Raw genomic sequence first — 23,842 nt, forward strand, 5'->3', positions numbered from 1 at the left:
AAGTTTAATTAAAAATAATTGATATTATCTTTCCCTTATTATCTAAAATAATTACTCTCTATAACCTAGACTATGAAGGTTAAATTTTAGTTAACATTGATAGTGAAGTCTGGAGTAATTTGATCCGCTATCCCCGCTACTTTTTGAGCTACATTGGGAGGTAAAGGCACATATCCCAACGCAGGGGCAACTTTTTGACCTTCGGTTAAAGCGTATTGAATCATCGCTTCCATGGCGATCGCTTTATTTGCATCGTCATACTTAGGATAAGCAAGAATCCAAGAATAAGTGACAATAGGATAAGACTGTTCGCCTTCTGGATCTGTAATAAAAGCGCGTAAATTTTCAGGCAACTCTACGCTAGCTAAAGTGGCGGAAGCGGCCTCATCAGTCGGAGTAATAAATTGACCTGCTTTATTTTGAATCGTCGCCATAGTTAGATTATTATTTTTAGCATAACCATATTCTACATAGCCGATCGCTCCTTCATTTTGTTGAATGGTAGCTGTTATCCCTTCATTACCTTTACCGCCTAAGAATTTACCACCATCAGGGCCCCATTGAACGGTTTTACCTTCTCCTACTTTAGTTTTCCAATCTTCGCTAATAGAAGATAGGTGCATCGTAAATACTCCGGTTGTACCGCTACCATCAGAACGATGAACAAAAACGATCGGTTTGTCAGGTAGAGTTAAATCAGGATTATCGGCTACAATTTTAGGATCATTCCATTTACTAATTTTTCCTAAAGCAATATCAACGTAAGTCTCCCTACTTAATTTTAAACCTTCAACACCGGGTAAATTATAGGCAAAGACGATCGATCCTGCAGTGACAGGTAACATTAGAACACCTTTACTGACTTTAGCAATTTCATCGTCTTTCATCGCTGTGTCACTAGCACCAAAATCCACTGTACCAGCCGTAAACTGTTCAACACCTGCACCACTACCAACAGATTGATAGTTAACCTGTAATTTGGGTAATTTTTGATTCAAGGCAACAAACCAGTTTTGATATAAAGGAGCAGGAAAACTAGCACCTGCACCAGTTAAAGCAACATTACTTTCAAAAGGAACACTAAGAGAAGAAGTCTGCTCTCCAGTTTCAGTCTCTCCAGTACCTTCTGTTGTTGTTGTTGGAGTCCCACCACCACAAGCCGTTAAACTTAACGCGAAAGTCAGTGCAGATAATGATCCAATTAATCTATTTTTACTTTTTATCATGATACTTTTCAGAATTATTTTGATATTTAGACCGTTCAGGTTTTTATAATAGTATAATGAGGTTTTTTTTTGGTAAAGAGAAGGTTAAGAACTTAAATTTTCTTTAAAAAAATATCTTGTTTCTTTCAAATATTGTAGGATTATGAATAGAAAAAAACTGTTAGTTTTAAATAATAAAGATGATAAAGGTTAAGGATTAATTAAGAAAATTAAACAAAACAAAACTTAATAAATATACACAGAATAATATTACTATAGAAAGTGTAAATAAATTATGAAATTTGATTGGTTTGCCTTTGTTTTTATAAAGGAAATTATAAGGAAATATCCCAAAATAATTTTAAATTATTATTTTATGACATTAGCAGAATTCAAAGAGTATCTTATAAAAAATATTCGATCACTATTTATGATTAAAAATAACTCATTATTTTCCAACAAATATGTGTGGACTGCATTGATTTTGTCGGGAGTGTTATCTGGTTGTGGTAGCATAAAATCTGAAGAATCAAAAACAATCTCGATCGATGGTTCAAGTACAGTATTTCCTATTACTAATTTAATTGTAGAAAAATTTAACGCTTTAGATACTGATGATATTAGTATAGAATCTAATTTCTCGGGATCGATCGGCGGATTTCGTAATTTTTGTGAAGGTAAAACCGACATCAATAATGCTTCCGTACCAATTCCTAAAGATTTCATGGAAGAATGTAAGAAAAATGATATTGCTTATATTGAATTGCCCGTAGCCTTTGATGCTTTAACTGTCGTAACTCATCCTTCCAATAGTTGGGCTAAAACCATGACAGTGGAAGAATTAAAAACTATATGGCAACCATCTGCAGAAAATAATATTACTCGTTGGAATCAAGTTAACAGTCAATGGCCCGATAAAACCCTTAATTTATTTGGGCCTGGCAAAGACTCTGGTACTTTTGAATACTTTACCGTTGCGATTGTAGGAGAAGATAATAGTCGTAATGACTATGTATATAGTGAAGATGATGAGGCTTTAGTTAACGGTGTAGTACAAGATCCCAATGCTTTGGGTTATTTTGGTTATGCTTATTATTCCCAACATCAAGACAAGTTACAAGCTGTAGCGATCGATAACGGTAATGGTGCGATAATGCCCTCTGATGCCACAATCATTGATAATTCCTATCGTCCTCTAACCCGTCCTTTATTTATTTATGTTAATGCAAAAAAAGCACAGGAAAATAAAGGTTTAGCAAAATTTGTGGATTTTTATTTAACTAATGCGTCTCAAATAGTCCATGAAGTCGGTTACTTACCCTTACCTCAATCCGCTTATGGAGTTGCAAAAATTCACTTTAACAAACATCAAGTAGGTACAGTTTTTAATGGTCAACCTGTACTAAATGCCACGATAAACGAGTTACTAACCAGAACCTATGCTTCTGAAGGCAAAGAAGGCTATGTTTATTAGTGAAAATAGAGAATAGAGAATTAACAATTAACAATTAACAATCGACAATTTAAAAATTCTCCCAATCTCCCCATCTTTCCATCTCCCTATCTTCCTTCGCTTCTCTGATTAATTCTTATAAAACCGTTTTGATTTCCCTCGCAGAAAGAGTATTAATACTAGCTTCCATAGATGGCTGTAATACTAAACTACTGTTAACAGATTTATTAGCGATCGTAACCACTGGATTAGATAAAATGCCGATCAAAGAAGTAGCAACGATTAAAAAGACTAAACTTACCTGAATAGGACGCATTCCGGGTAAATTCCAACGAATAGGAGGATATTTTTTGACCACTTCTGACATTTCATGAGGTTCTTTTACTACCATCATTTTTACAACTCTAATATAGTAATAAATAGAGATAACGCTAGTCACTAAAGCCACTAAAACCAAGCTATAAAGTCCTGCTTGCCATCCTGCCCAGAAAATGTAAATTTTGCCAAAAAATCCTGCTAAGGGGGGAATACCACCCAAAGAAAGCAAACAGAGGCTTAATCCAAGGGTTAATAGGGGATCTTTTTGATATAGTCCGGCATAATCACTAATTTTATCTGTACCCGTTCTCAAGGAAAAGAGAATCACACAAGCAAAAGCACCTAAGTTCATGAATAGATAAGTAAACAAGTAGAAAATCATACTTGAGTAACCAGCTTGACTACTAGCAACTAAACCAATCATAACGAAACCTGCTTGACCGATGGAAGAATAAGCTAACATTCTTTTCATGCTAGTTTGAGCTAAAGCTACCACGTTACCGAGTACCATACTAAGAATAGCTAAAGCGGTAAAAATAAAGTGCCATTGTTCGGTGACAGGAGCGAAGACGGTTACTAATAATCTAATAGCGAGGGCAAAACCGGCTGCTTTTGAACCAACAGATAAGAAAGCTACCACAGGAGTTGGTGAACCTTCATAAACATCAGGAGTCCACTGGTGAAAAGGTACAGCAGAAATTTTGAAAGCGATACCAGCGATCATAAAAACTAAAGCAATGGCTAAACCAAGAGATTCTAAACCCTCTCCAGCCAGTAAAGTGGTGCTGATAGTATTTATGTTTGTCATTCCCCCCGATAATCCATAGAGTAAGGATGAACCATATAAAAAAATGGCAGAACTAGCCGCTCCAATTAATAAATATTTCAAGGCTGCTTCATTCGATCGAGGATCTCGTTTCATATAGCCTGTCATCAGATAGGAAGAAATACTAAGCATCTCTAAAGAGACAAAAATCATCACTAATTCTGATGCACCACAAAGAAACATACCTCCTAAAGTGGCACTTAACATGATGCCGATAAATTCTGCTAAGGATGTTCCCGTATTTTCAATATAAGCGATCGATAATAAAATAGTAATTGCAGTAGATAAAGCTACGATCGCACGGAAAACAATACTCAAATTGTCACTGGTAAAAGAACCAAGAAAGGAAGTAGGATGAGGATTATCCCAACCATAGAATAACGCACCGACAGAAGCGAGTAAACCAAAAATAGCTAAATAAGGCAACCACGATACAGATTTACGCCCAAAAATTAAATCAAAAATTAATACTAATAGTAAAGTCACAATGACAATTCCTTCGGGAAGAATAGCCATAGCGTTCAATTGACTGGCAATTTGACTAGAAAAATCCATAATTTATCAATTTGATAACTCTCAATAGTCAAATCTTACCTGAAAATCGATTCAACCAGAACAGAATTAGATTTTGTCTAAATATTGTCAGGAAATTTTACTTTGACGAATAAAAAACTTTTTGACGAGATTCTAGTTATCTTCCATCTCTTTTTAAATATTACTTGAGTCACAGTTTAAATAATGCTAAACTGTTATAAATAAAAGTTTTTGATAAAAATATCATTCAAAGAGAAAAAACTCTAAAAAAAGCCCTAAATAGAGGAATATTATATGATTACAGAGAACCAGACTACAAACTACGGTGCAGAACAGATTCAAGTTCTTGAAGGATTAGAACCTGTTAGAAAGCGTCCGGGTATGTACATTGGAACAACAGGCCCTAGAGGTTTACATCATTTAGTTTATGAAGTAGTTGATAACTCGATCGATGAGGCTTTAGCAGGTCACTGTACTCATATTGAAGTAGAAATTAACTCTGATGGTTCTGTTAGTGTCACAGATGATGGTAGAGGGATACCTACAGATGTACATCCTACCACAAAAAAGTCGGCACTAGAGACAGTTATGACTGTACTTCATGCAGGGGGGAAATTTGGAGGCGGTGGTTATAAAGTCTCGGGGGGATTACATGGGGTTGGTATTTCCGTTGTTAATGCTCTTTCTGAATGGGTACAAGTTACCGTTTGGCGACAAAATCAAGTATTTACTCAACGCTATGAAAGAGGAGTACCAATTACAGAATTAATCGCACAACCTGATACTGAACATTCTACAGGTACATCTATTAGTTTTTTACCTGATAATCAAATTTTTACCGAAACCACTGAGTTTGATTATAATACCCTTTCCGGCAGACTCCGAGAATTAGCTTATCTGAATGCGGGGGTTAAGATTACTTTTAGCGATCGCCGTATTGTACCTGAACACATCGAAACTTATTGTTATGAAGGTGGTATTAAAGAGTATGTTACCTACATGACAAGAGAAAAAGAGGTTTTACACCAAGATATTATCTATGTGGAAGGGGAAAAAAACGGGGTACAAGTAGAGGTTGCTTTTCAGTGGTGTATTGATTCCTATAGCGACACGATTTTGGGATTTGCTAACAATATTCGGACTATCGACGGCGGTACTCATTTAGAAGGTTTAAAAGCTGTTTTAACCCGTACTGTTAACAATGTTGCACGTAAAAGGAATAAAATCAAGGAAAATGAGCCAAATTTAGGTGGTGAAAACGTCAGGGAAGGTTTAACGGCAGTTATCTCCGTGAAAGTACCAGATCCTGAATTTGAAGGACAAACAAAGACAAAGTTAGGTAACTCGGAAGTTAGGGGAATTGTTGATTCTCTTGTGGGAGAAGTTTTAAACGATTATTTAGAGTGTAATCCATCAGTAGCAGATAGTGTTATTGATAAAGCCATTCAAGCCTTCAAAGCGGCTGATGCGGCTAGACGTGCAAGAGAGTTAGTTCGACGTAAATCTGTGTTAGAATCTTCACCCTTACCGGGTAAGTTAGCAGATTGTAGTTCTCGTGATCCGTCTGAATCAGAGATATTTCTTGTAGAAGGAGATAGTGCAGGAGGTAGTGCTAAACAAGGACGCGATCGACGTTTTCAGGCAATTCTACCGTTGCGAGGTAAAATCTTAAATATCGAAAAAACTGATGATGCCAAAATTTATAAAAATAATGAAATTCAATCCTTAATTACTGCTTTAGGTTTGGGCATTCGAGGGGATGAATTTGATCCAACGCAATTACGTTATCATCACATCGTAATTATGACGGATGCTGATGTCGATGGCGCACATATTCGTACTTTATTATTAACATTTTTCTATCGTTATCAAAGACAATTAGTAGAGGAAGGTTATATTTATATTGCTTGTCCTCCTTTATATAAGTTAGAAAGAGGAAAAAATCATTTTTATTGTTATAGCGATCGAGAATTACAACAAAAAATTGCTGAGTTTCCCGCTAATGCTAACTATAATATTCAACGTTTTAAAGGTTTAGGGGAAATGATGCCTCAACAACTTTGGGATACAACGATGAATCCTGAAACTCGTATGATGAAACGAGTAGAAATTGAAGACGCAGCTCAAGCTGATCATATCTTTACTGTATTAATGGGCGATCGAGTTGCACCACGACGAGAGTTTATCGAAACTCATGGCCCTCGTTTAAACTTAACACAGTTAGATGTTTAATTATCTCTTAGTAAGGGTTTTATACCTTATTTTTCTTAGATAGATACAGTAAATTCCCTCAAATTTTTGAGTCCAATCATCGACATGGCAGAATAATTCATCTAAATTAGACATAGGGCAATATAGTAATTAAAATTTTGTGATTATTTTTAGCTTACTATTTGTCCACTTTCTTGTGGCTAACTAAGGTGAATATAAATTTTTCAGAGAGAAAAACGAAGGATGTGCATAAAATTAACAAATATGATTAAACAATATTTATTAATTGATGATTATGATAATGCCTTAGTTTTCTGCGAAAACTTGATCAAAAATAATCCAAATAATTTAGATTATTATTGGTATTTAGGACTAATTTATCTGTTAATGGGAAAGGAATCTTCTGCAGAAAATATTTGGATGTCAGTAATCTTTGATAATGTAGAAAATATTGCAGATATTAGTAATAATTTAGTTTTATTTTTAGATAATTATGGGGTTTATCAATTAGAAGAAAATAAGATTAATAATGCTATTAAAATCTATCATAAAATACAAGAAATTGAACCAAATTATATTACTTTATCTTTAGAATTTAGTCGAATTATTAATCAATGGATAAATGAAGCAATTAATTTAACTAAAAATCACCTATTTAATCCCGCTAAAACTAAATATCAATTGATTATTCAATTTGAAACGAATAATGCTTTAATATGGCATAATTTAGCTTTAGTTTATTATGAATTATTAGAATATCAACAAGGTTATCAAGCAATTATTAACGCTATAAATTTAGATCCGAGTAATTTTCTTTATTATTTTTACGCTGGAATTTTTTTAGAAAAAACTAATTATAGTCAAGATGCGATCCTCTTTTATCAAAAAGCTATTAATTTGAATCCAAATCATATAGATAGTTATAATAACCTTGGTAATATATTCATTGAAAATAATCAACTTAAAGAAGCAGAAAAATGTTATAAATTAGCGATCAAAATAGATAATAAAAATTATGGAACTTATATAAATTTAGGCAACTTATACTTAAAACAAGGTAAAATTGATGAAAGTTTAGGCAATTATCAACAGGCAATTATATTAAATAATGATGAGGAAATTTATTTTTGGATAGTTAACAATATTCGTTCATTTAATTATATTCAAGAGGCTATTAAATTTGCAAAAGATAATAGTAAATTTTTCCCTAATAATTTATTAATAAACTTAGTTTTTTATTCAATATTACCCTATATATATCAACAAGAATCAGATATTAATTATTATCGAAATAATGTCACTTATTTTTTAGAAAAAATATCTACTGCCTTAACAGTAACTTCAGAAAGCAATAAAAAATCTGCATTAAAAATTATTGATTTATATACTAATTATCATTTGAATTATCAAGCTCAAAATGATTTATATTTGCAGTCTTTATATGGTAATTTTATTCATGAGGTAATGAAGGCAAATTATCCTCAATATTGCCAACCTATCAAAAATAAATTAACTTTAAATGACGGTAAAATAAAAGTAGGTTATATTTCTTATTGTTTAAGATCTCATGTGGTAGGAAAGTTATCTTTAGGATGGATAAAGTATCATAATAAAGAAAGTTTTGATGTTTATTGTTATTATCTAGGAGACTTTTTAGAAGATAAAATTACTTTAGAGTTTAAACAACATTCAACAAAATTTTATCATTTTAGCGATCGTCTTAGTACGGAAAATATTGCCCAACAAATAAGAGAAAATGACTTAGATATTTTAGTTTTTTTAGACTTGAGTATGTATCCGAGAATGTCGCAGTTAGCTGGATTGAGGTTAGCTAAAATTCAATGTACCACTTGGCTACACCCTATCACATCAGGAATACCGACGATCGATTATTTTATTTCTAGTGAATTAATAGAAAAAGAAAAAGCGGAAAATCATTACTCGGAAACCTTGATAAAGTTATCTAATTTAAGCATAGTTTATGCACAAAAAGATATTCCAAAAGTTAATAAAGATAGATCAAAATTTTATCTAAAAGACAATAATATTATATATATAACATCTCAGTTTCCATCTAAATATTTACCTCAATATGATTATATTTATCCTGAAATTGCTATGAATATAAATGATTGTCAATTTGTATTTATTCATCCTAAAGTGAATCAAAATAATGAACAAATTACAAATGAATTATGGAGAAGAATTAAAAAAAATTTTACTAAATATGGACTTAATTGGCAAAATTATTGTATTTTTTTACCCACTATTAATAATTCGGAAGATTATTGGCAATTGTTTACCAGTTGTGATATTTTTTTAGATACAATTGGTTTCACGGGTTTTAATTCAACTTTAGATGCTTTGGAATCTTTTTTACCAGTGGTTACATATTCTGGTGATTTTTTTCGTACTCGACAATCAGAAGGAATTTTAAAAATGATTCAAGTTATTGATACTATTGCTAAAAATGAACAAGATTATTTAAAAATAGCGATCGAATTAGGAATAAATAGTAAATTTAGAGAAAGTATTGTTAATAAAATTAAACAAAATATTAGGTTAGTATATGATGATTTAACACCAATTAAAGCCTTAGAAAACTTTTATCATAATATAATTATATAAACATGAATAATTTATAGCATTTTTTACAATTATGAGGTACATTTTTTATTGCCTATTGCCTTTCAAAGACAATCTTTGTACCTTACTAAAACGGGAATTGCTATATATAAAAAAGATATTAAAATATAATATACATAATTTTATTTCAAAAAACTTCATTGCTTTTTTTGACAACTTAATTAATTTAGAACTACTCAATAGATTACTAGATTAGGGATATAATAATATCAACAAATATACTAATCATATAAACTGTCTTTTTTTATGAGAGTTTTAATTGCTGAATTTGATGTCTTTCACAAAATTGGAGGAGGACAAACATTTTATCGCCGTCTTATTGAAACAAATCCAAACATAGATTTTTACTATTTAATAGTGGAAGAAAAATCTAATAATTTTCGTCCTAAAAATGCTAAAGTTTTACCCTATAAACAACAATATATAAAGTCAGATTTACAAGACTTATCTACAAGTTTACCCTTAGAAAAAATGTATCGTCCTTTTTTGATAGCTAGTAATATTAGTTATTCAGTTAAAGGTTTTGATTTTGATATAATCGACTATCCCGATTATGAACAATTCGGACTTTTTTTAGCTTCTGCTTTGAGTTATCATCAAGTCAAATTTAGCAAAATAGTAATTTCCTTACATGGTATTGTTTCTCAGAGTTTACTTCATGATTGGGAAATAAATAAAGAATATATTAATAACTTGGAATTTGTCGAAAATTTACAATACAAAATTGCTGATATTCGTTATGGTATCAGTAAAAATTATCTCGAATGGTGGCAAAAAATTAATGATATTCCTAACTATTATTATCATCCGTTACATTTTCTTGATTTAACTCCAAAACTCAATTATCAACCATCAAAAACGAAACCTAGTTTAAATTTTATTGGCAGAAAAGAAAAAGGAAAAGGAGTCGATATTTTTATTAATTTAGTCAGTTTTTTACCTAAAAATCTCTATAGTGAAGGGAATATCATTGGCAGTAATCCCGAAACCTTAGATGGAAAAACAGGGGAATTTTATTTGCAACAAATGTTAGCTTTGCGTTTTAGTTCAATAAATATATTACCTGCTGTGACTCGCTACGCATTACAAGAAAAATTTGCTCTTAATTCAGTAACGATTTTGCCTTCTCGATTTGATACTTTAAATTTAGTCGCTTTAGAGTCTTTATTTAGTGGTTGCCCCACTATTATTAGCCAAAATGCCGGAGTATGTCGTTTCCTAGAAGATAATTTTTCTCACATACCTTTCATTAAATTAGACATTGATAATTTCTATTCTTCTTTGCCTCAAATTACTGAATTGTTAAATAATTATCATGAATATCGTCTTAATTTGCAGGAAAAAATAACTTCTTTTTCATGTAAACTCGATCGAAAAGAATTAAATTTAGTTGATATTTATAAACAATCTAGCAATTTTGAAGAAGAAACAAGAAAAAAAGCTCATCAATGGTATAAAGAATTAATTAATCATTGTCAAAAAAAACAGTATTGGGGAAAATCACAACTCATTGAAATAACGAAAAAAAGGGTTAATCCAATAGTTAATCTAGTAAAAAATCAAGTTAATGAGACAAAAATCAAAGTTAATGAGAGAAAAAATATTGTAACCAATCAATTAATTAAGAGTGTCTTCTTTTCGGCTGAATATGAGAGAGTATTGAATCTTTCATATACTTCAGGGAAAGAGATTGATGACAAAATTAATAAGTTAAAAAACTTAAGTCATCCCCTTAAGTTATCTTCTCAAAAAAAAGTTAATAAACTAAAAAGCGGTTATTATGTAAATCGTCTAAAAATTTGGCAAGAAATTGCAAGACTTGAAAAAATAAGGGAAAATAATTTATTATCTGCTAGTTATGAAATCAGAATTATTCGTCTTTTAAATCAAGATAAATTTAATCAACTGGAAACTGTCACAAATATTTTAGTTAATAATAATTTTGATAAGGAAGCATTTCTCTTAAAGTTATTATACTCTCCTGCTAAAAATTCTCCTCAATTAGCTTATGAATATCTTTTAAATAATTATCAAAGTCTTCTTAACTATCAAGAAAAATCTTATGAATTTATTAAAGATTATCGTCAGAAAAAAAATTATCGAGTTTCGATCGTGGTTTCGTTATACAATGCAGAAAATAAACTAAAGCACTTTCTGTCAATTTTAGCCCAACAAACTATTTTACTAAAACAAGATGCTGAAATAATCTTAATTGATAGTGGTTCACCCCAACAAGAATATCAAGTTTTTCAACAACTGTTACCAACTCTAAACTTACCTATTCTTTACGCTAGAAGTGAAGAAAGAGAAACTATCCAAAGTGCATGGAATCGAGGTATTTTATTATCTCAGTCTCCTTATATCACCTTTTTAGGAGTCGATGAAATGATAACTGCTGATGGTTTAGAGATTTTAGCTGATAAACTCGATCGAAATGATAACCTAGATTGGGTTGTTGGTAATAGCTTAGTTACAGAAGTTGACGAAAAAGGTAACTGGCAAAAAGATTTGATGACATATAACCGCAGGAATTTTAACCAAGATTTAGTTTATCTGGATACCTGTTATTTAACCTATGTTGGAGGATTATATCGCCGTAATCTACATTTCCGTTTCGGCTTTTATGATGAGACATTTCGAGGTGCCGGTGATACGGAGTTTAAAAATAGAGTCTTACCCTATATCAATTGTGAATTAGTGGAAAATGTTTGGGGTATTTTTTGGAATTATCCAGACGATCGTACTACTCAAAGTCCTTTAGCTGAAATAGAAGATATAAAAGCATGGTATATTTATCGCAGTTTAGGAGGAATAAAATACGCTTTCGAGAATCAAAATCCTTCCAAGGCGGAAAAATTATTATTACATTGTCTAAATTATCGTAAAACTTTTTTAAATAATAATAGTACTGACTTTGATTTAGCTTATCAACTAATATTGTGGTTAGACGAAAATTTTCCTCAATCTACCTTCTTACAATTCGCTGAAGGAGTCGGAAAAATTCGTAATGCTTATCAAAATTTAGAATACTGTCAAGATGAGAGATTGATTTTGTGGCAACTATGGCAAACCAAAAAATTAACAGAAAAAATTTCTTATCATCACCAAAAAATTGCCCAAAATTTAGAGATAAATAACTTTAACCCTAACTATCAAATTTTTTATGATAACCGCTATCAACAACACTCTTTATTATGGTGAGAATCGGTAAAGTTGCTACTTTAGATTTTTATTCATTTTTCTCCAAAATTTCTTTTTGGCAATTACTTATATTAATTAGAGTTGTTTTAAGTACTGGCATCTTCATTTTTATATTATTATTTTCCTTCTCAGAATAACGTAAAATTCCGTTTCATTTAAAAACTTTCTAATTAATGCTAAGGTTTTTTGTCTTCTATTTATAACAATAATAATAATGTCTCAATTGATATATCTTTTCCTTAAGTTTTTACTTATAAAAAAAATGTTTCATCAGTGTTATTATTATTAAATAATACATTATAAATTTAATAGTAAAAATGAAAAAATTTGCTTTTATTAATGATGCAGCGGAAAGAGAATATAAGGAACTACCAAAAGAGATTCAACAGGATTTCGGAGTAAGTTTAAAAGCAATACAAGAGAATAAGAAACCATTTTTACATATAACCCCACTAAAAAGTATTGGGGTTGGTGTTATTGAACTGAAAATCAATGGCAGTCCTGCATTTAGGTGTGTTTATATTGCTAAATTTATGAATACTGTTATTGTTTTACATTCTTTTAAAAAAACAACGAATCAAGTAGATAAACAAGCGATGAAAACTTTAACACAAAGGTATAAAGAGTTACAAGTAGAAATATCCAAAATAAAAAAGAATAATTAATTATGCTGTTATTGGCATTTTTTCTATTAAAATTGAAGCTTGATTAATATTTGTAAAAGTAAAATTTGCTCTAAAACCAAGTTTATCTAAGACTAAAAAAAGCATATCTAAAGTAAATTTATCAATTTTTCCATTAATTAAATCTGAGATACGAGGTTGAGTTAATTCTAGTCTTTGAGCTGCTTCTATTTGAGTCCAACCTTCTTGTTCAATAATATCTCTAATCATAATAGTTAAATCTGTTTTCAAAGCATTTTTACTAGCAATTTCAGGGCTTTGTGTCACATGAAAAGGAGTTTCATAAAATTTTAGTGCCATGATTTTTACTTTAAATACTTTTTATATACTGACTATACAAAATTTTATATATTAATGTCAATGATACTGAACTGATACCGTTTAAATTATTATCACATTTTCGTCAGTATCATACTTTGATAAGCCAAAATAACTTTTGCCTTTTGTCTACCTTCACTAAATTTCAATTATTCCCTTACTTAGTATAACTCCAACGTAATAAAGTGATTCCTAAACCATATTTTAAAGCCTCTAAAACCCAGTAACCTTCATGCCATGAAATCATTGCAGATGGCATTGTTAAACTAGGATTAAATTGATTTAAACATAATCCCCATGCACTTAAATTAGGAATAAATAAATAAGTGTAAGCTAAAGCAATTAAAAATAATAAACTAGAGAAGATTATAAACAAACCTTGTTTTTGTTTGTCAAAATTATGGTTAACAGAAAAGACAAATGCAGTAGTTAAAACCAAAGATGCGCAAATTAATTCTATGCGATTAAACACCCCAAAAATTAAAAATCCAGCACTAGCAAAACCGCCTTCCGTCATCATTCCACTAACAGAAAGGGCTGGAATTAATACAAAATCTAGTAGTAAACTACCACTAAGCCAAAATCCTAATGCAAATAAAATAATAGCAGACCAATTTATTTCTTTATGTTCTCTATGATTTGAGTGAGAAATAGTATTCATAATATTAGTACCTTTTCATACTTATACTATTTAGAATAACTTATTATTTTCTTTTTCTCTATTAAGTATTTTAACAGGTTTTTATTAAGTTTATTTAAGCAACAAAAATAAGTATTTTTACTTATAAAAATTTTCTCCCTAACTTTGACAATCTCTCAACCAAAGTTTAACACTTTGCCCAATTATTCCCTCACTACTATCACGGGGAGGAGAAGAAATAAAGTTTTGATTGTTTAAATCATCAGGATAACCTAATTTTGTTAACAACATAATCATTTGCCAACCTTTAGGAGTTTCTGTTACCATTAACCAATGAAAATTTTGAGTTTCAATAATTAGATCGTTACTAGAATACTGTCTTTCTAAAGTAGTGAAAAAAACTTGTTTAATATCATCTTCTGAAGAAGACTTTAAAGTAGTTTTATATTGATTTTGAGCAAGAGGTAAAGATTGTAATTCAGTGTTTCCAGCCGTTATAACATAAATAGGAAAAAAGTCTAAAGGATGAGAATGAATACGACTTCTTTGAATAACTCGGTTAGCATAATCAGGAATATCTTTAACTAATAACTTTGATAAATCATCTAAATTATAATCACATTTTTTTTTATTAATTACTGTCTCAGCTAAAGCAATGTTTGGATAATTACACCAGATAAATAAATTATTAAATAAGGTAAATATTAATAATAAATATCTGGTTAAATAAATGTCTATTTTCATGGTTATTCTTAAGATAATTCTACTTCTTCCACAATTTTAGACCATGCTATTTGAGGATGTTCTGCTTTTGTGATAGGGCGCCCGATAACAAGATAATCGGCACCTTTTTGTAATGCTTGTTTTGGAGTCATAATCCTTTGTTGATCTTCTGCTGTAGCCCATACAGGGCGAACTCCAGGACATACTAATAAGAAATCTTTCCCACATACTTCTTTTAGCTTTTGTACTTCATGAGGAGAACATACTCCTCCATCAATGCCACACTCTTTAGCCATCATAGCGTTGTTTAAAGCGTATTCGGGTAATTCTAGGGGAATTTTGAGGTCAAAAGCCAATTGACGGCTATTAATGCTTGTTAAAACGGTAATGGCTAACAATTTGAGACGATCGTCACCACTATTTTTAACCACTTCTTTAGCGGCCGTTAAGGCTTCTCTACCAGCCATAGCATGAATTGTTAATAAGTCAACTTGATGTTGTAAAGCCGATCGTGTAGCATTTTTAACAGTATTGGGGATGTCGTGGAATTTAAGATCAAGAAAAATACGCTTATTTTTATCTTTCAGGAATTTAAGTATATCCGCTCCTGTAGCGACAAAAAGTTCTAAGCCAACTTTCCAAAAACTGACTTCTGGTAATAATTTTACAAGCTCGATCGCACTTTTTAAATCAGGAACATCGAGAGGAACAATTATTTTATCTTGATTCATGATCTATATTATTTAAGTTGTAAAAAAAATGTAAAGATTTTGTCATTGGTAAAAAGGATTTGGGCTGATTTTTGATAATTTTTGATTGTTCACAAATAATTTAGGAATGCTATATTTTATAAATCTTTATCAAAAACATTAACTCAGTTCGTACTTATTACTTATTACTTATTACTTATTACTTATTACAAATCAATACCCTCAATATGTTTCGCCACCGTTTGCACATCTTTGTCACCTCGTCCAGAACAATTAATGACAATACGAGGGCTACCTTCAAGATTAGGACAAAGTTTCTTCAAATAAGCAAAAGCATGGGCAGTTTCTAAAGCTGGAATAATACCTTCTAATTTACATACTAACTGAAAAGCCTCTAAAGCCTCATCATCAGTAACACTATAATATTCTCCTCTCCCCTCATCTTTTAAGTAACTATGTTCTGGTCCTACTCCCGGATAATCTAACCCCGCACTGATAGAATGAGCTTCTGTAACTTGTCCTTCGGTATCCTGAAGTAAATAACTCATAGCACCGTGTAAAACACCGGGTTTGCCTTGAGTTAAAGTAGCAGCGTGTTTTCCCGAAGCAATACCACTTCCTTCAGCTTCCACACCTATCAAACGTACGGAAGCATCCCCTACAAACTCATAGAATAAGCCCATAGCATTTGAACCACCGCCCACACAAGCGAGTAAAATATCGGGTAAACCGCCCCATTTTTCTAAACATTGGCTACGGGTTTCTTTGCCTATTACCCCATGAAAATCTCTTACCATCATGGGATAAGGATGAGGGCCTGCAACAGAACCTAAGATATAATGAGTACTCTCAACATTTGTTACCCAATCTCGAATGGCTTCTGATGTAGCATCTTTGAGTGTACCAGTTCCAGCAGATACAGGTTCAACTTTTGCTCCTAATAGTCGCATTCTGAAAACATTTAGCTTTTGGCGTTCCATGTCTTCTACGCCCATATATATTACACAATCTAAACCAAAACGAGCGCATACGGTAGCGGTAGCAACTCCATGTTGTCCGGCTCCTGTTTCAGCAATAATTCGTTTTTTCCCCATACGCACAGCGAGTAAAACCTGCCCTAATGCGTTGTTAATTTTATGCGCTCCTGTGTGGTTTAAATCTTCTCTTTTTAAGTATATTTGCGCACCTGTACCGTCTGATTTTGCGTAATGTTTAGTTAATCTTTCAGCAAAATATAGGGGATTTGCTCTACCAACATAATCTTTAAGTAACTGATTTAATTCTTGTTGAAAATCTCGATCGTTTTTATACTGATGATAAGCGGTTTCTAGTTCACTTAATGCAGGCATCAAAGTTTCAGGAACATATTTACCGCCGTATTGTCCAAAGCGTCCGAAGTTATCAGGTACTTGAGTAAATTTAGAAGTAGTTTTAATGGGTGTAACAGTCACAATTTTTAAGATTTAATTTATTTATTCTGTTACTATTTTAGCTGAGTTAAGCTAGTTATCATGTAAGTTTACTTATTAAAGATAAGTCAAAAAAAAGCTACTTGATAAGAAGGGCGAAATGGATTAATCTAAGTGAATCTTAAATCTAATAAAAAATTATTAATCATCCTAGAAAAAATAGGTTATTATTTGTGAAAGCATTAATTCTATCCGGAGGAAAAGGTACTCGCTTACGCCCTCTTACCTACACTGGAGCAAAACAATTAGTACCTGTGGCAAATAAACCTATTCTTTGGTACGGCATTGAAGCCTTAGTTAATGCTGGAGTTTATGATATTGGTATTATTATCAGTCCAGAAACTGGAGGAGAAATTCAGAAGAAAACAGGTGATGGAAGTCGTTTTGGTGCAAATATTACCTATATTCTTCAAGAAAACCCTGATGGTTTAGCTCATGCTGTCAAAATTGCTCGGCCTTTTCTGGGTGATTCTTCTTTTGTGATGTATTTGGGAGATAATTTAATTGCTGATGATTTATCTCAATATTTGGATGAGTTTACTACTAAAAATTTAGATGCTTTAATTCTGCTCAGAAAAGTCTCTAATCCTTCTGCTTTTGGTGTGGCAACAATTAATGATTATGGAGAGGTTTTAGAATTAGTAGAAAAACCTAAATATCCTCAATCGAATTTAGCTTTAGTTGGTATTTATTTTTTCTCTCCTGAAATTCATAACTCGATCGAGACATTGAAACCTTCTGCTAGAGGAGAATTAGAAATAACTGATGCCATTCAATCTTTATTACTATCTAAAAAATTAGTTTCTGCTAGAAAGTTACAAAATTGGTGGTTAGATACAGGAAAAAAAGATGATTTATTAGAAGCTAATCGAATAATTTTAGATACTAATTTGTCTGCTGAAAATTTAGGCTCGATCGAAGAAAAAAGTCAAATAATTGGGAGAGTAAAAATTGGTAAAAACACAAGAATTATTAACTCCACTATTCGAGGGCCTGTTATTATCGGAGAAAATTGTTACCTAGAAAATTGCTTTATTGGCCCTTATTCAAGTATTGCAGATAACGTTAAATTAACAGAAACAGATTTAGAACATAGTGTTATTTTAGAATCAGCCGAAGTCTTAGGTATTCAACAGCGAATTGTTGATAGCGTGATTGGACAAAGAACAAAAATTCATCTTGCTTTAAAACGTCCAAAAGCAGTAAGTTTCATGATAGGAGATGATTCTCAAATTGAATTAATTTAGCTAATAATAATATTTTGATGATTATTAAAATTAGTAATTATCTATAATCAATTTGAATATTAAACATTTATATTTTTGAAAATTATTTAGCATTATAATAAATAAGATAAAAATTGGTATTAGAAAATAAAAAAGAAAGAAACGATGTCTTTACAAAATTTAAAGTGAAAATTATTGGAAAATTAAATATAATTTCGATCGAGACTAAAATTAATTATTTTTTATCGAAATTATGAAAATCAAAAAGTTATTTACTTATGTCTGTTGTGTGGTAATTGGGATTGCTTTATTTTCCTTCGGTCGTGCCAGTGTATTAAATGCTCAAGAACCAAATCAATCATTAACTTTGAGTCAAAAAAACTCGGATCAAATTGAAATTGTTGTGCCTAATTTTTTGACTAAATCTGAAGTTTTCAGAAAAAATAATGAGTGGATTTTGGAACAATCAAACCTTATGGCTGATTCTGGTAACTCTACTGAAATAATTAAATTTGCTTGTGAACCGAGACAGGTTGAAGTTTATAATTATAATGCCGGTGTAATTTCTTATTGCAGAAAGAAAAACTTTAAGATTGCAGAAAATGATTCTGCTCGTGTTGAGATTAAATCTGGGGCATCTCGTACCCCTCATTGGCATGATACTTGGGAAGAACAAGTTTTGATGTCTGGTTCGGCAAAAACTGTTTTAATTGATGATAAAGGAAAGGTTTACGAAGAAATATTGGAACCCGGTATGATTTGTTTTGTACCTCAAGGTTGGACTCATTGGTCTGAAACTGTTGGAGATGAAACTGCAACTTTTCTTTTAATTTTCCCTGCCGGATTTAAAACTTTTGAACTAAGTGATTCGATCGTGAATATAAATCCAAAATTGATGGAATCTATTATTGGAGTGAAATTATCCAATGTGGAAAAAAATCCAGATGCCCTCGTTATATTACCTAAATAAAGTATTTGGAATATAATCAGTATTTTTTAATCAGCAATTAGCTATTATTAAGTTAAATTTCTGATCAACATTAGTAATTGATTGCCTATTCTTTAATGGAAAAAAGACTAAAAACTAATCCATCAGTGCTAATAATTAAGTACTTTATTGATGTTACAATACAATAAAAAGTAATATTTCAAAGTCAAACAACAATTAATGAAAGAAAATAGAGGAAAAAAGAATGAATGGTAAATGTCTTTGCGGTGCAATAACCGTCACAACCCCCGATAAAAAGACCATAGATGCTTGTCATTGCGGTATGTGTCGGCGATGGGGAGGAGGACCCGCATTAGGTATATCTTGCGGCACAGATGTGCAGATAGACGGTATTGATAAACTAAAAGTATATAATTCTTCCGAATGGGCAGAAAGAGCTTTTTGTGGTGAATGTGGTACGCATATTTTCTATAAATTATTGCCAACCAATGAATATTTTATCCCCGCAGGTCTTTTTCAGGATACCATTGAGTTTGAATTCAAGGAGCAAATATTTATCGATATGAAACCTAGTTACTACGAATTTGCGAATAAAACCGTGAATTTGACACAAGCAGAGATATTTGCCAAATTTGCACAAATAGAGAATCTCTCAGATTAATAATGGCGATCGCCCGATAACATTTTCTTTGATCAGAGCGAAGCTCTGGCGCTGCGCGATCATAAGCCCCATCCCCTGAAACTTGCTCAATCTCACCTTCTACCGCTTCTAATAAACTTTCTAGTACATCGCCGTCATGGCAATTATTTGTCGTTACTTCTGCTACTAAAATTTCACCTGTTTTTTCATCTACGGCTAAATGTAATTTACGCCATGTTCTTCTTTTACTTACACCGTGTTGTCTGGTTTTCCATTCACCTTCACCATAAACTTTTACCCCTGTGGAATCTACTACCACATGACGAGGTTCATCCCTTTTGTTCACTGGTAGAACTACATCGAGATTTTTCGCTCTACGAAACACCGTAGTATGGTCTGGCACTGGCAAATCAATCCCCATGAGAACAAATAATGATTCTAAAAAACCTTCCGTTTGTCTCCCCGCTAAACTAAATAAAGACTTCACCATCACAAAAGTTAATATTGCTTGATCTGAGAAATAATTATCAGCTCCTCTAGTTCATGATTTTTCTGTTAAAATCCAGTTAGATAAGACTTCTTCAGAAAGCCAAAATGTCAGACTTCCTCTTTGTTTTAGTCCTCGATCATATTCTGACCAATTTCTTAGATGGTATTTTTGTTTCATCTTCTGACGGTGGCTATGGAAAAACAATACCTAATTTTATCTCAAATACTCTCCACAAGCGATTCATGCAACAAAGCCATATTCTTCTATTAAGACATCCCGAATCTCGGTAATAGATTTTTGCTCTACTAAAGTAGATGATAAATAAATGGTGTTATTACTGGTACTATATGCACCGTTAGCACCATTCATCACCGTAGGGGATAATATTTTAATTTTCGGTAAGTTATTAAAGTCTCCGTTACGCCACTCTGAAAAAATATTATTAGCAATGGTAACGTTGTAATTATCTCCAAAAGCGGTAATTAAATTTGCTTCGAGACTGTCATTAAGAACGGCTTGGAGTAATTGTAATTCGGCTTCGGCGAGGGCTTGATTTAATGGAGTCATGATTTAGCAATATATTTCAGATTTTATTGTTACAACATTAACACTTTTTTTCAAAAATTCCATGAGTCTTTGTCGTTCAGGTCACGAAATAGTAATAATTTGTTTTATTTGTTTACATTTAGTATTACTTCAGATTGCTTCGTTGCCTCCCCATGACTGAATAGGGTTCGATCGCGCAGTGCCACTTTTAGTGATCGAGTTTTAGGGAGTTTCGATATTGTTATAATGTAAGTGTCCGTATTTTTTTGGCAAATAGATTATGACAACTACCTCCGATGAAGTTTGGCAATTATTAAAAGAGTTAATTGAGGCTCAAAAAGAAACCGATCGTCGTTTTCAGGAAACTGAACGTCTTTTAAAAGAAAATGCTCAGGAAACCGATCATCGTTTTCAAGAAATTAAGGACAGTTTTGCCGAAACTGATCGACGTTTTCGAGAAACAGAAAGACTACTGAAACAACAAAGTAAAAAAACCGATGAGCAAATCGGTAAATTAGGTAATCGTTTAGGAGAATTTGTTGAATGGCAAGTGCGTCCTGCTGTAGTTCGTCTATTTCAAGAAAGAGGTATTGATGTCCATGAGTTTCTCCCTGATGTATCGGTAAAAAGGGCGACTGGTGGGTTACAGATTGATTTATTGGTAGTTAATGAAACGGAAGCAATTTTAGTGGAAGTCAAAAGCAAACTCTCTCAAGCCGATGTGGATGAACATTTAGAGAGATTAGGTAAGTTTAAAGAATTAATGCCCCGTTACCGAGATGTAAACGCATTGGGTGCTGTAGCAGGGATGATTGTACCTGATGATATTGGAAGTTATGCTTATCGTAAGGGTTTATATGTGTTAGCTCAATCTGGGGAAAATGTGGTTATTTTAAATGATAAGAAGTTTAAACCAAGGGTGTGGTAGTAAGGGTTCGATCGCGCAGCCTGCCTTTGGCATCGTCTTTTAGAGAGTTCGAGTTTTAGAGATTGCTTCGTTACCTCGCAATGACAAGATGAGGGATCCTGAAGAAAATATGATTATTTTTGAAAGAACAGCCACTCATTCTGACTTGTTCGATTAAAAACTAACTAAGCGACTGCGCAGAGTATCAAAACCTAGACGCTCAGATGCGGAAATAAAAACTGCTTGAGGATAATTATTTTTAGCTATTTCTAAATGTTCACTATCAGCTCGATCGATTTTATTAAATACAATTAATTCTATGGTAGGTGCTAAAGGCATATCTCCTAAAATTGCCTTGACAGATTGGATCTGACTTTCCCATGCAGGATGAGATAAATCCACAACATGCAACATCGCATCTGCTTCTGTTACTTCCTCTAGGGTAGCACGGAAGGAATCCACCAAAGACGGGGGTAATTCATGGATAAAGCCGACAGTGTCTGTCAATAAAATTGTGCGTGATTCACCACTATTTTTATCGGTAATAGTTAATCGTCTTGTGGTAGGATCTAAGGTTGCAAAAAGTTGATCGGCGGTGTAAACTTCTGCATTGGTAAGGGCATTGATTAAAGTAGATTTTCCCGCATTGGTATAACCTACGATCGCCACTGAGGGGATTTCCTGTTGTTGTCTTTGATGTCTTAATCTCGATCGATGACTTTGTAACTGATTAACTTCTTGTTGAAGTCTAGTGATTCTTTTTTGAATAGCACGTCTTTCTGTTTCTAATTTAGTTTCACCGGGCCCTCTTGTACCGATACCTCCTCCTAATCTTGACATCGCTAAACCTCTACCTGTTAAACGAGGTAACATATATTCTAATTGGGCTAACTCTACTTGTAATTTACCAGCACCTGATTGTGCTCGTTGAGCAAATATATCTAAAATTACCTCTGTACGATCGACTACTCTTACACCAAATTGTAGCTCTAAATTACGCACTTGAGCAGGAGACAAATCTCGATCGAATGCTACTAAATTAGCACCTAAAGTCTGCACTTGTAAAGCAATTTCTTCCACTTTTCCAGCACCGACTAAAGTTTGTGGATGGGGTGAGGAGCGTTTTTGTTCGATAGTACCTAATACCTTTCCCCCGGCACTATCTACCAGTAAAGCCAATTCTTGTAAACTATCCCGAAATTTTTGTTCCGTCATATTACCCGTCATCAACCCTACTAATAAGACTCGATCGTCATCGGATGAAACTTCTTGAGCAACAAATTCTCGACTAAATTCTGCCTCCAAACTATCCACTAAATCGAGAAAATCTTGTTCGGCAATATCTTCTATATCCTGTGGTTGTGAAACTTCCCAAAAGGCTTCATTCTCTTGAATAGGTAATAAATGGGCTAGGTAAGTATTCTCAATAAAACCACTAGCACCCCCACCTTTACGGATAACACCGTTTCCTGTCAAGGTAAACATCAACAGAGCATCTAATCTTTGCCTTGCCATTGCCGTTAAACAAGCCTCGCTAGGAGGTACAGGTTTTAAAGATGTCGCTAAACAACGAATACCTGATAGCCTTTGTACACCATAACGGGGCAATTCGAGGGGAGGAATTTGAGTTTGACGGGGAGTACCAACCCCCACCCGAATTACCTGGCCACGACGGTTTAAATAGACGCACACGGGTTGTTTAAGTTCAGTACTAATAGCAGCAATTCTTTCAGCTAATTCTGTAGTGGTTAAGCGATCGTTTCTGATATGTTGATGATAAAGTTTTTGTAGTTGTTTAAGTTGACTAGGTTTTAAACCTTGTAAATTGCCGTAAATTGTTTCAGTGGTCATTCATAAATAATCGGTAAGACTTTATTATTTTATCAGTTATTCCTCCTGTCTTCTCTATTGATAACCTCTTAAGAAACAGATTGGAGAAATAAGATCAAAACCCAGAACGGGAAACTTTTTCTGGAGATAGGAATGGAAAAGGGAAGAAGGGAGGGAAAAAATTTAATTCAATTATTAGTAACTTAAATAAAAATACTTCTTAGGTTAAAATCAATACAATGTTATTATAAACTTTTATTGAAAAAAGAATACTGAAAATATTTTCTATGATAAATTCAAACAATTAATGAATTAAT

General features: G+C 32.5%; 18 protein-coding genes and 1 pseudogene. 9 read left to right on the forward strand and 10 right to left on the reverse strand.

The window, feature by feature from the left end:
- Positions 1-86: 86 nt before the first annotated feature.
- Entirely contained in the window at positions 87-1,226 is a 1,140-nt protein-coding gene (gene pstS / locus GM3709_RS02220) for a phosphate ABC transporter substrate-binding protein PstS (protein WP_082712924.1), read from the reverse strand.
- Positions 1,227-1,635: 409 nt separating this feature from the next.
- Here pstS and GM3709_RS02225 point away from each other — a divergent pair, with 409 nt between their 5' ends.
- On the forward strand, positions 1,636-2,679 hold the full coding sequence (locus GM3709_RS02225; RefSeq protein ID WP_066121678.1) for a PstS family phosphate ABC transporter substrate-binding protein: 1,044 nt from the start codon (positions 1,636-1,638) through the stop codon (positions 2,677-2,679).
- A 115-nt stretch (positions 2,680-2,794) separates the two neighbouring features.
- Here the strand turns inward: GM3709_RS02225 and GM3709_RS02230 are convergent, their stop codons facing one another.
- Positions 2,795-4,357, reverse strand: a complete 1,563-nt coding sequence (locus tag GM3709_RS02230) for an NAD(P)H-quinone oxidoreductase subunit N (RefSeq protein ID WP_066115866.1) — start codon at positions 4,355-4,357, stop codon at positions 2,795-2,797.
- A gap of 273 nt (positions 4,358-4,630) precedes the next feature.
- Here GM3709_RS02230 and gyrB point away from each other — a divergent pair, with 273 nt between their 5' ends.
- From gyrB to GM3709_RS02250, 4 genes are all read left to right on the forward strand, one after another.
- Positions 4,631-6,568 (forward strand): DNA topoisomerase (ATP-hydrolyzing) subunit B, encoded by a 1,938-nt coding sequence (gene gyrB, locus GM3709_RS02235; RefSeq protein ID WP_066115868.1) that lies wholly within the window; start codon positions 4,631-4,633, stop codon positions 6,566-6,568.
- 243 nt (positions 6,569-6,811) lie between these two features.
- Positions 6,812-9,175 (forward strand): tetratricopeptide repeat protein, encoded by a 2,364-nt coding sequence (locus tag GM3709_RS02240; protein WP_066115870.1) that lies wholly within the window; start codon positions 6,812-6,814, stop codon positions 9,173-9,175.
- Between the two features lie 264 nt (positions 9,176-9,439).
- Positions 9,440-12,394 carry a glycosyltransferase gene (locus GM3709_RS02245; RefSeq protein WP_066115871.1) on the forward strand — a complete coding sequence of 985 codons (2,955 nt, stop codon included), beginning with the start codon at positions 9,440-9,442 and terminating at the stop codon, positions 12,392-12,394.
- 317 nt (positions 12,395-12,711) lie between these two features.
- Positions 12,712-13,059, forward strand: a complete 348-nt coding sequence (locus tag GM3709_RS02250) for a type II toxin-antitoxin system RelE/ParE family toxin (protein ID WP_066115873.1) — start codon at positions 12,712-12,714, stop codon at positions 13,057-13,059.
- On the opposite strand, the gene GM3709_RS02255 is transcribed toward GM3709_RS02250, so the two are convergent.
- From GM3709_RS02255 to trpB, 5 genes are all read right to left on the reverse strand, one after another.
- The gene (locus GM3709_RS02255; RefSeq protein WP_066115874.1) at positions 13,060-13,377 is read right to left on the reverse strand and encodes a helix-turn-helix domain-containing protein; all 318 of its coding nucleotides are present in this window, start codon (positions 13,375-13,377) and stop codon (positions 13,060-13,062) included. It abuts the gene before it with no gap.
- Positions 13,378-13,552: 175 nt separating this feature from the next.
- Positions 13,553-14,056 (reverse strand): hypothetical protein, encoded by a 504-nt coding sequence (locus GM3709_RS02260; protein ID WP_066115875.1) that lies wholly within the window; start codon positions 14,054-14,056, stop codon positions 13,553-13,555.
- Between the two features lie 138 nt (positions 14,057-14,194).
- On the reverse strand, positions 14,195-14,779 hold the full coding sequence (locus tag GM3709_RS02265; RefSeq protein ID WP_066115877.1) for a hypothetical protein: 585 nt from the start codon (positions 14,777-14,779) through the stop codon (positions 14,195-14,197).
- 8 nt (positions 14,780-14,787) lie between these two features.
- On the reverse strand, positions 14,788-15,492 hold the full coding sequence (gene pyrF / locus GM3709_RS02270; protein ID WP_082712926.1) for an orotidine-5'-phosphate decarboxylase: 705 nt from the start codon (positions 15,490-15,492) through the stop codon (positions 14,788-14,790).
- A 182-nt stretch (positions 15,493-15,674) separates the two neighbouring features.
- Entirely contained in the window at positions 15,675-16,919 is a 1,245-nt protein-coding gene (gene trpB / locus GM3709_RS02275; RefSeq protein ID WP_066115881.1) for a tryptophan synthase subunit beta, read from the reverse strand.
- A 191-nt stretch (positions 16,920-17,110) separates the two neighbouring features.
- Here trpB and GM3709_RS02280 point away from each other — a divergent pair, with 191 nt between their 5' ends.
- The 3 genes from GM3709_RS02280 to GM3709_RS18890 all read left to right on the forward strand — a co-directional run bounded on the left by GM3709_RS02280 (position 17,111) and on the right by GM3709_RS18890 (position 19,773).
- Entirely contained in the window at positions 17,111-18,184 is a 1,074-nt protein-coding gene (locus GM3709_RS02280; RefSeq protein ID WP_066115883.1) for a glucose-1-phosphate thymidylyltransferase, read from the forward strand.
- A 232-nt stretch (positions 18,185-18,416) separates the two neighbouring features.
- On the forward strand, positions 18,417-19,133 hold the full coding sequence (locus tag GM3709_RS02285; protein ID WP_066115885.1) for a cupin domain-containing protein: 717 nt from the start codon (positions 18,417-18,419) through the stop codon (positions 19,131-19,133).
- A 223-nt stretch (positions 19,134-19,356) separates the two neighbouring features.
- Positions 19,357-19,773, forward strand: coding sequence for a GFA family protein (locus GM3709_RS18890; RefSeq protein ID WP_071828000.1), 417 nt, complete (start codon positions 19,357-19,359; stop codon positions 19,771-19,773).
- Here the strand turns inward: GM3709_RS18890 and GM3709_RS02290 are convergent.
- Positions 19,736-20,419: pseudogene (locus tag GM3709_RS02290) on the reverse strand (IS5 family transposase); the annotation flags it as partial. The gene GM3709_RS18890 and the pseudogene GM3709_RS02290 overlap by 38 nt on opposite strands.
- A gap of 63 nt (positions 20,420-20,482) precedes the next feature.
- The gene (locus GM3709_RS02295; protein ID WP_066115891.1) at positions 20,483-20,809 is read right to left on the reverse strand and encodes a hypothetical protein; all 327 of its coding nucleotides are present in this window, start codon (positions 20,807-20,809) and stop codon (positions 20,483-20,485) included.
- Positions 20,810-21,068: 259 nt separating this feature from the next.
- Between GM3709_RS02295 and GM3709_RS02300 the strand changes: the two genes are divergently transcribed.
- Positions 21,069-21,716, forward strand: a complete 648-nt coding sequence (locus tag GM3709_RS02300; RefSeq protein WP_066115894.1) for a hypothetical protein — start codon at positions 21,069-21,071, stop codon at positions 21,714-21,716.
- 153 nt (positions 21,717-21,869) lie between these two features.
- On the opposite strand, the gene hflX is transcribed toward GM3709_RS02300, so the two are convergent.
- Positions 21,870-23,546, reverse strand: coding sequence for a GTPase HflX (gene hflX / locus GM3709_RS02305; protein WP_066115896.1), 1,677 nt, complete (start codon positions 23,544-23,546; stop codon positions 21,870-21,872).
- Positions 23,547-23,842 lie beyond the last annotated feature (296 nt).

This window comes from Geminocystis sp. NIES-3709 (genome assembly GCF_001548115.1).
GTDB lineage: Bacteria > Cyanobacteriota > Cyanobacteriia > Cyanobacteriales > Cyanobacteriaceae > Geminocystis.

Excerpts from the sequence above, each read along its gene's own strand:
- gyrB (WP_066115868.1), top strand. The coding sequence starts at position 4,631 with ATGATTACAGAGAACCAGACTACAAACTACGGTGCAGAACAGATTCAA.
- GM3709_RS02295 (WP_066115891.1), bottom strand. The coding sequence starts at position 20,809 with ATGACTCCATTAAATCAAGCCCTCGCCGAAGCCGAATTACAATTACTC.
- GM3709_RS02225 (WP_066121678.1), top strand. The coding sequence starts at position 1,636 with ATGATTAAAAATAACTCATTATTTTCCAACAAATATGTGTGGACTGCA.
- hflX (WP_066115896.1), bottom strand. The coding sequence starts at position 23,546 with ATGACCACTGAAACAATTTACGGCAATTTACAAGGTTTAAAACCTAGT.
- GM3709_RS02260 (WP_066115875.1), bottom strand. The coding sequence starts at position 14,056 with ATGAATACTATTTCTCACTCAAATCATAGAGAACATAAAGAAATAAAT.
- GM3709_RS02255 (WP_066115874.1), bottom strand. The coding sequence starts at position 13,377 with ATGGCACTAAAATTTTATGAAACTCCTTTTCATGTGACACAAAGCCCT.
- GM3709_RS02265 (WP_066115877.1), bottom strand. The coding sequence starts at position 14,779 with ATGAAAATAGACATTTATTTAACCAGATATTTATTATTAATATTTACC.
- GM3709_RS02285 (WP_066115885.1), top strand. The coding sequence starts at position 18,417 with ATGAAAATCAAAAAGTTATTTACTTATGTCTGTTGTGTGGTAATTGGG.
- GM3709_RS18890 (WP_071828000.1), top strand. The coding sequence starts at position 19,357 with ATGAATGGTAAATGTCTTTGCGGTGCAATAACCGTCACAACCCCCGAT.
- GM3709_RS02230 (WP_066115866.1), bottom strand. The coding sequence starts at position 4,357 with ATGGATTTTTCTAGTCAAATTGCCAGTCAATTGAACGCTATGGCTATT.
- GM3709_RS02245 (WP_066115871.1), top strand. The coding sequence starts at position 9,440 with ATGAGAGTTTTAATTGCTGAATTTGATGTCTTTCACAAAATTGGAGGA.
- GM3709_RS02300 (WP_066115894.1), top strand. The coding sequence starts at position 21,069 with ATGACAACTACCTCCGATGAAGTTTGGCAATTATTAAAAGAGTTAATT.
- GM3709_RS02240 (WP_066115870.1), top strand. The coding sequence starts at position 6,812 with ATGATTAAACAATATTTATTAATTGATGATTATGATAATGCCTTAGTT.
- GM3709_RS02250 (WP_066115873.1), top strand. The coding sequence starts at position 12,712 with ATGAAAAAATTTGCTTTTATTAATGATGCAGCGGAAAGAGAATATAAG.
- pstS (WP_082712924.1), bottom strand. The coding sequence starts at position 1,226 with ATGATAAAAAGTAAAAATAGATTAATTGGATCATTATCTGCACTGACT.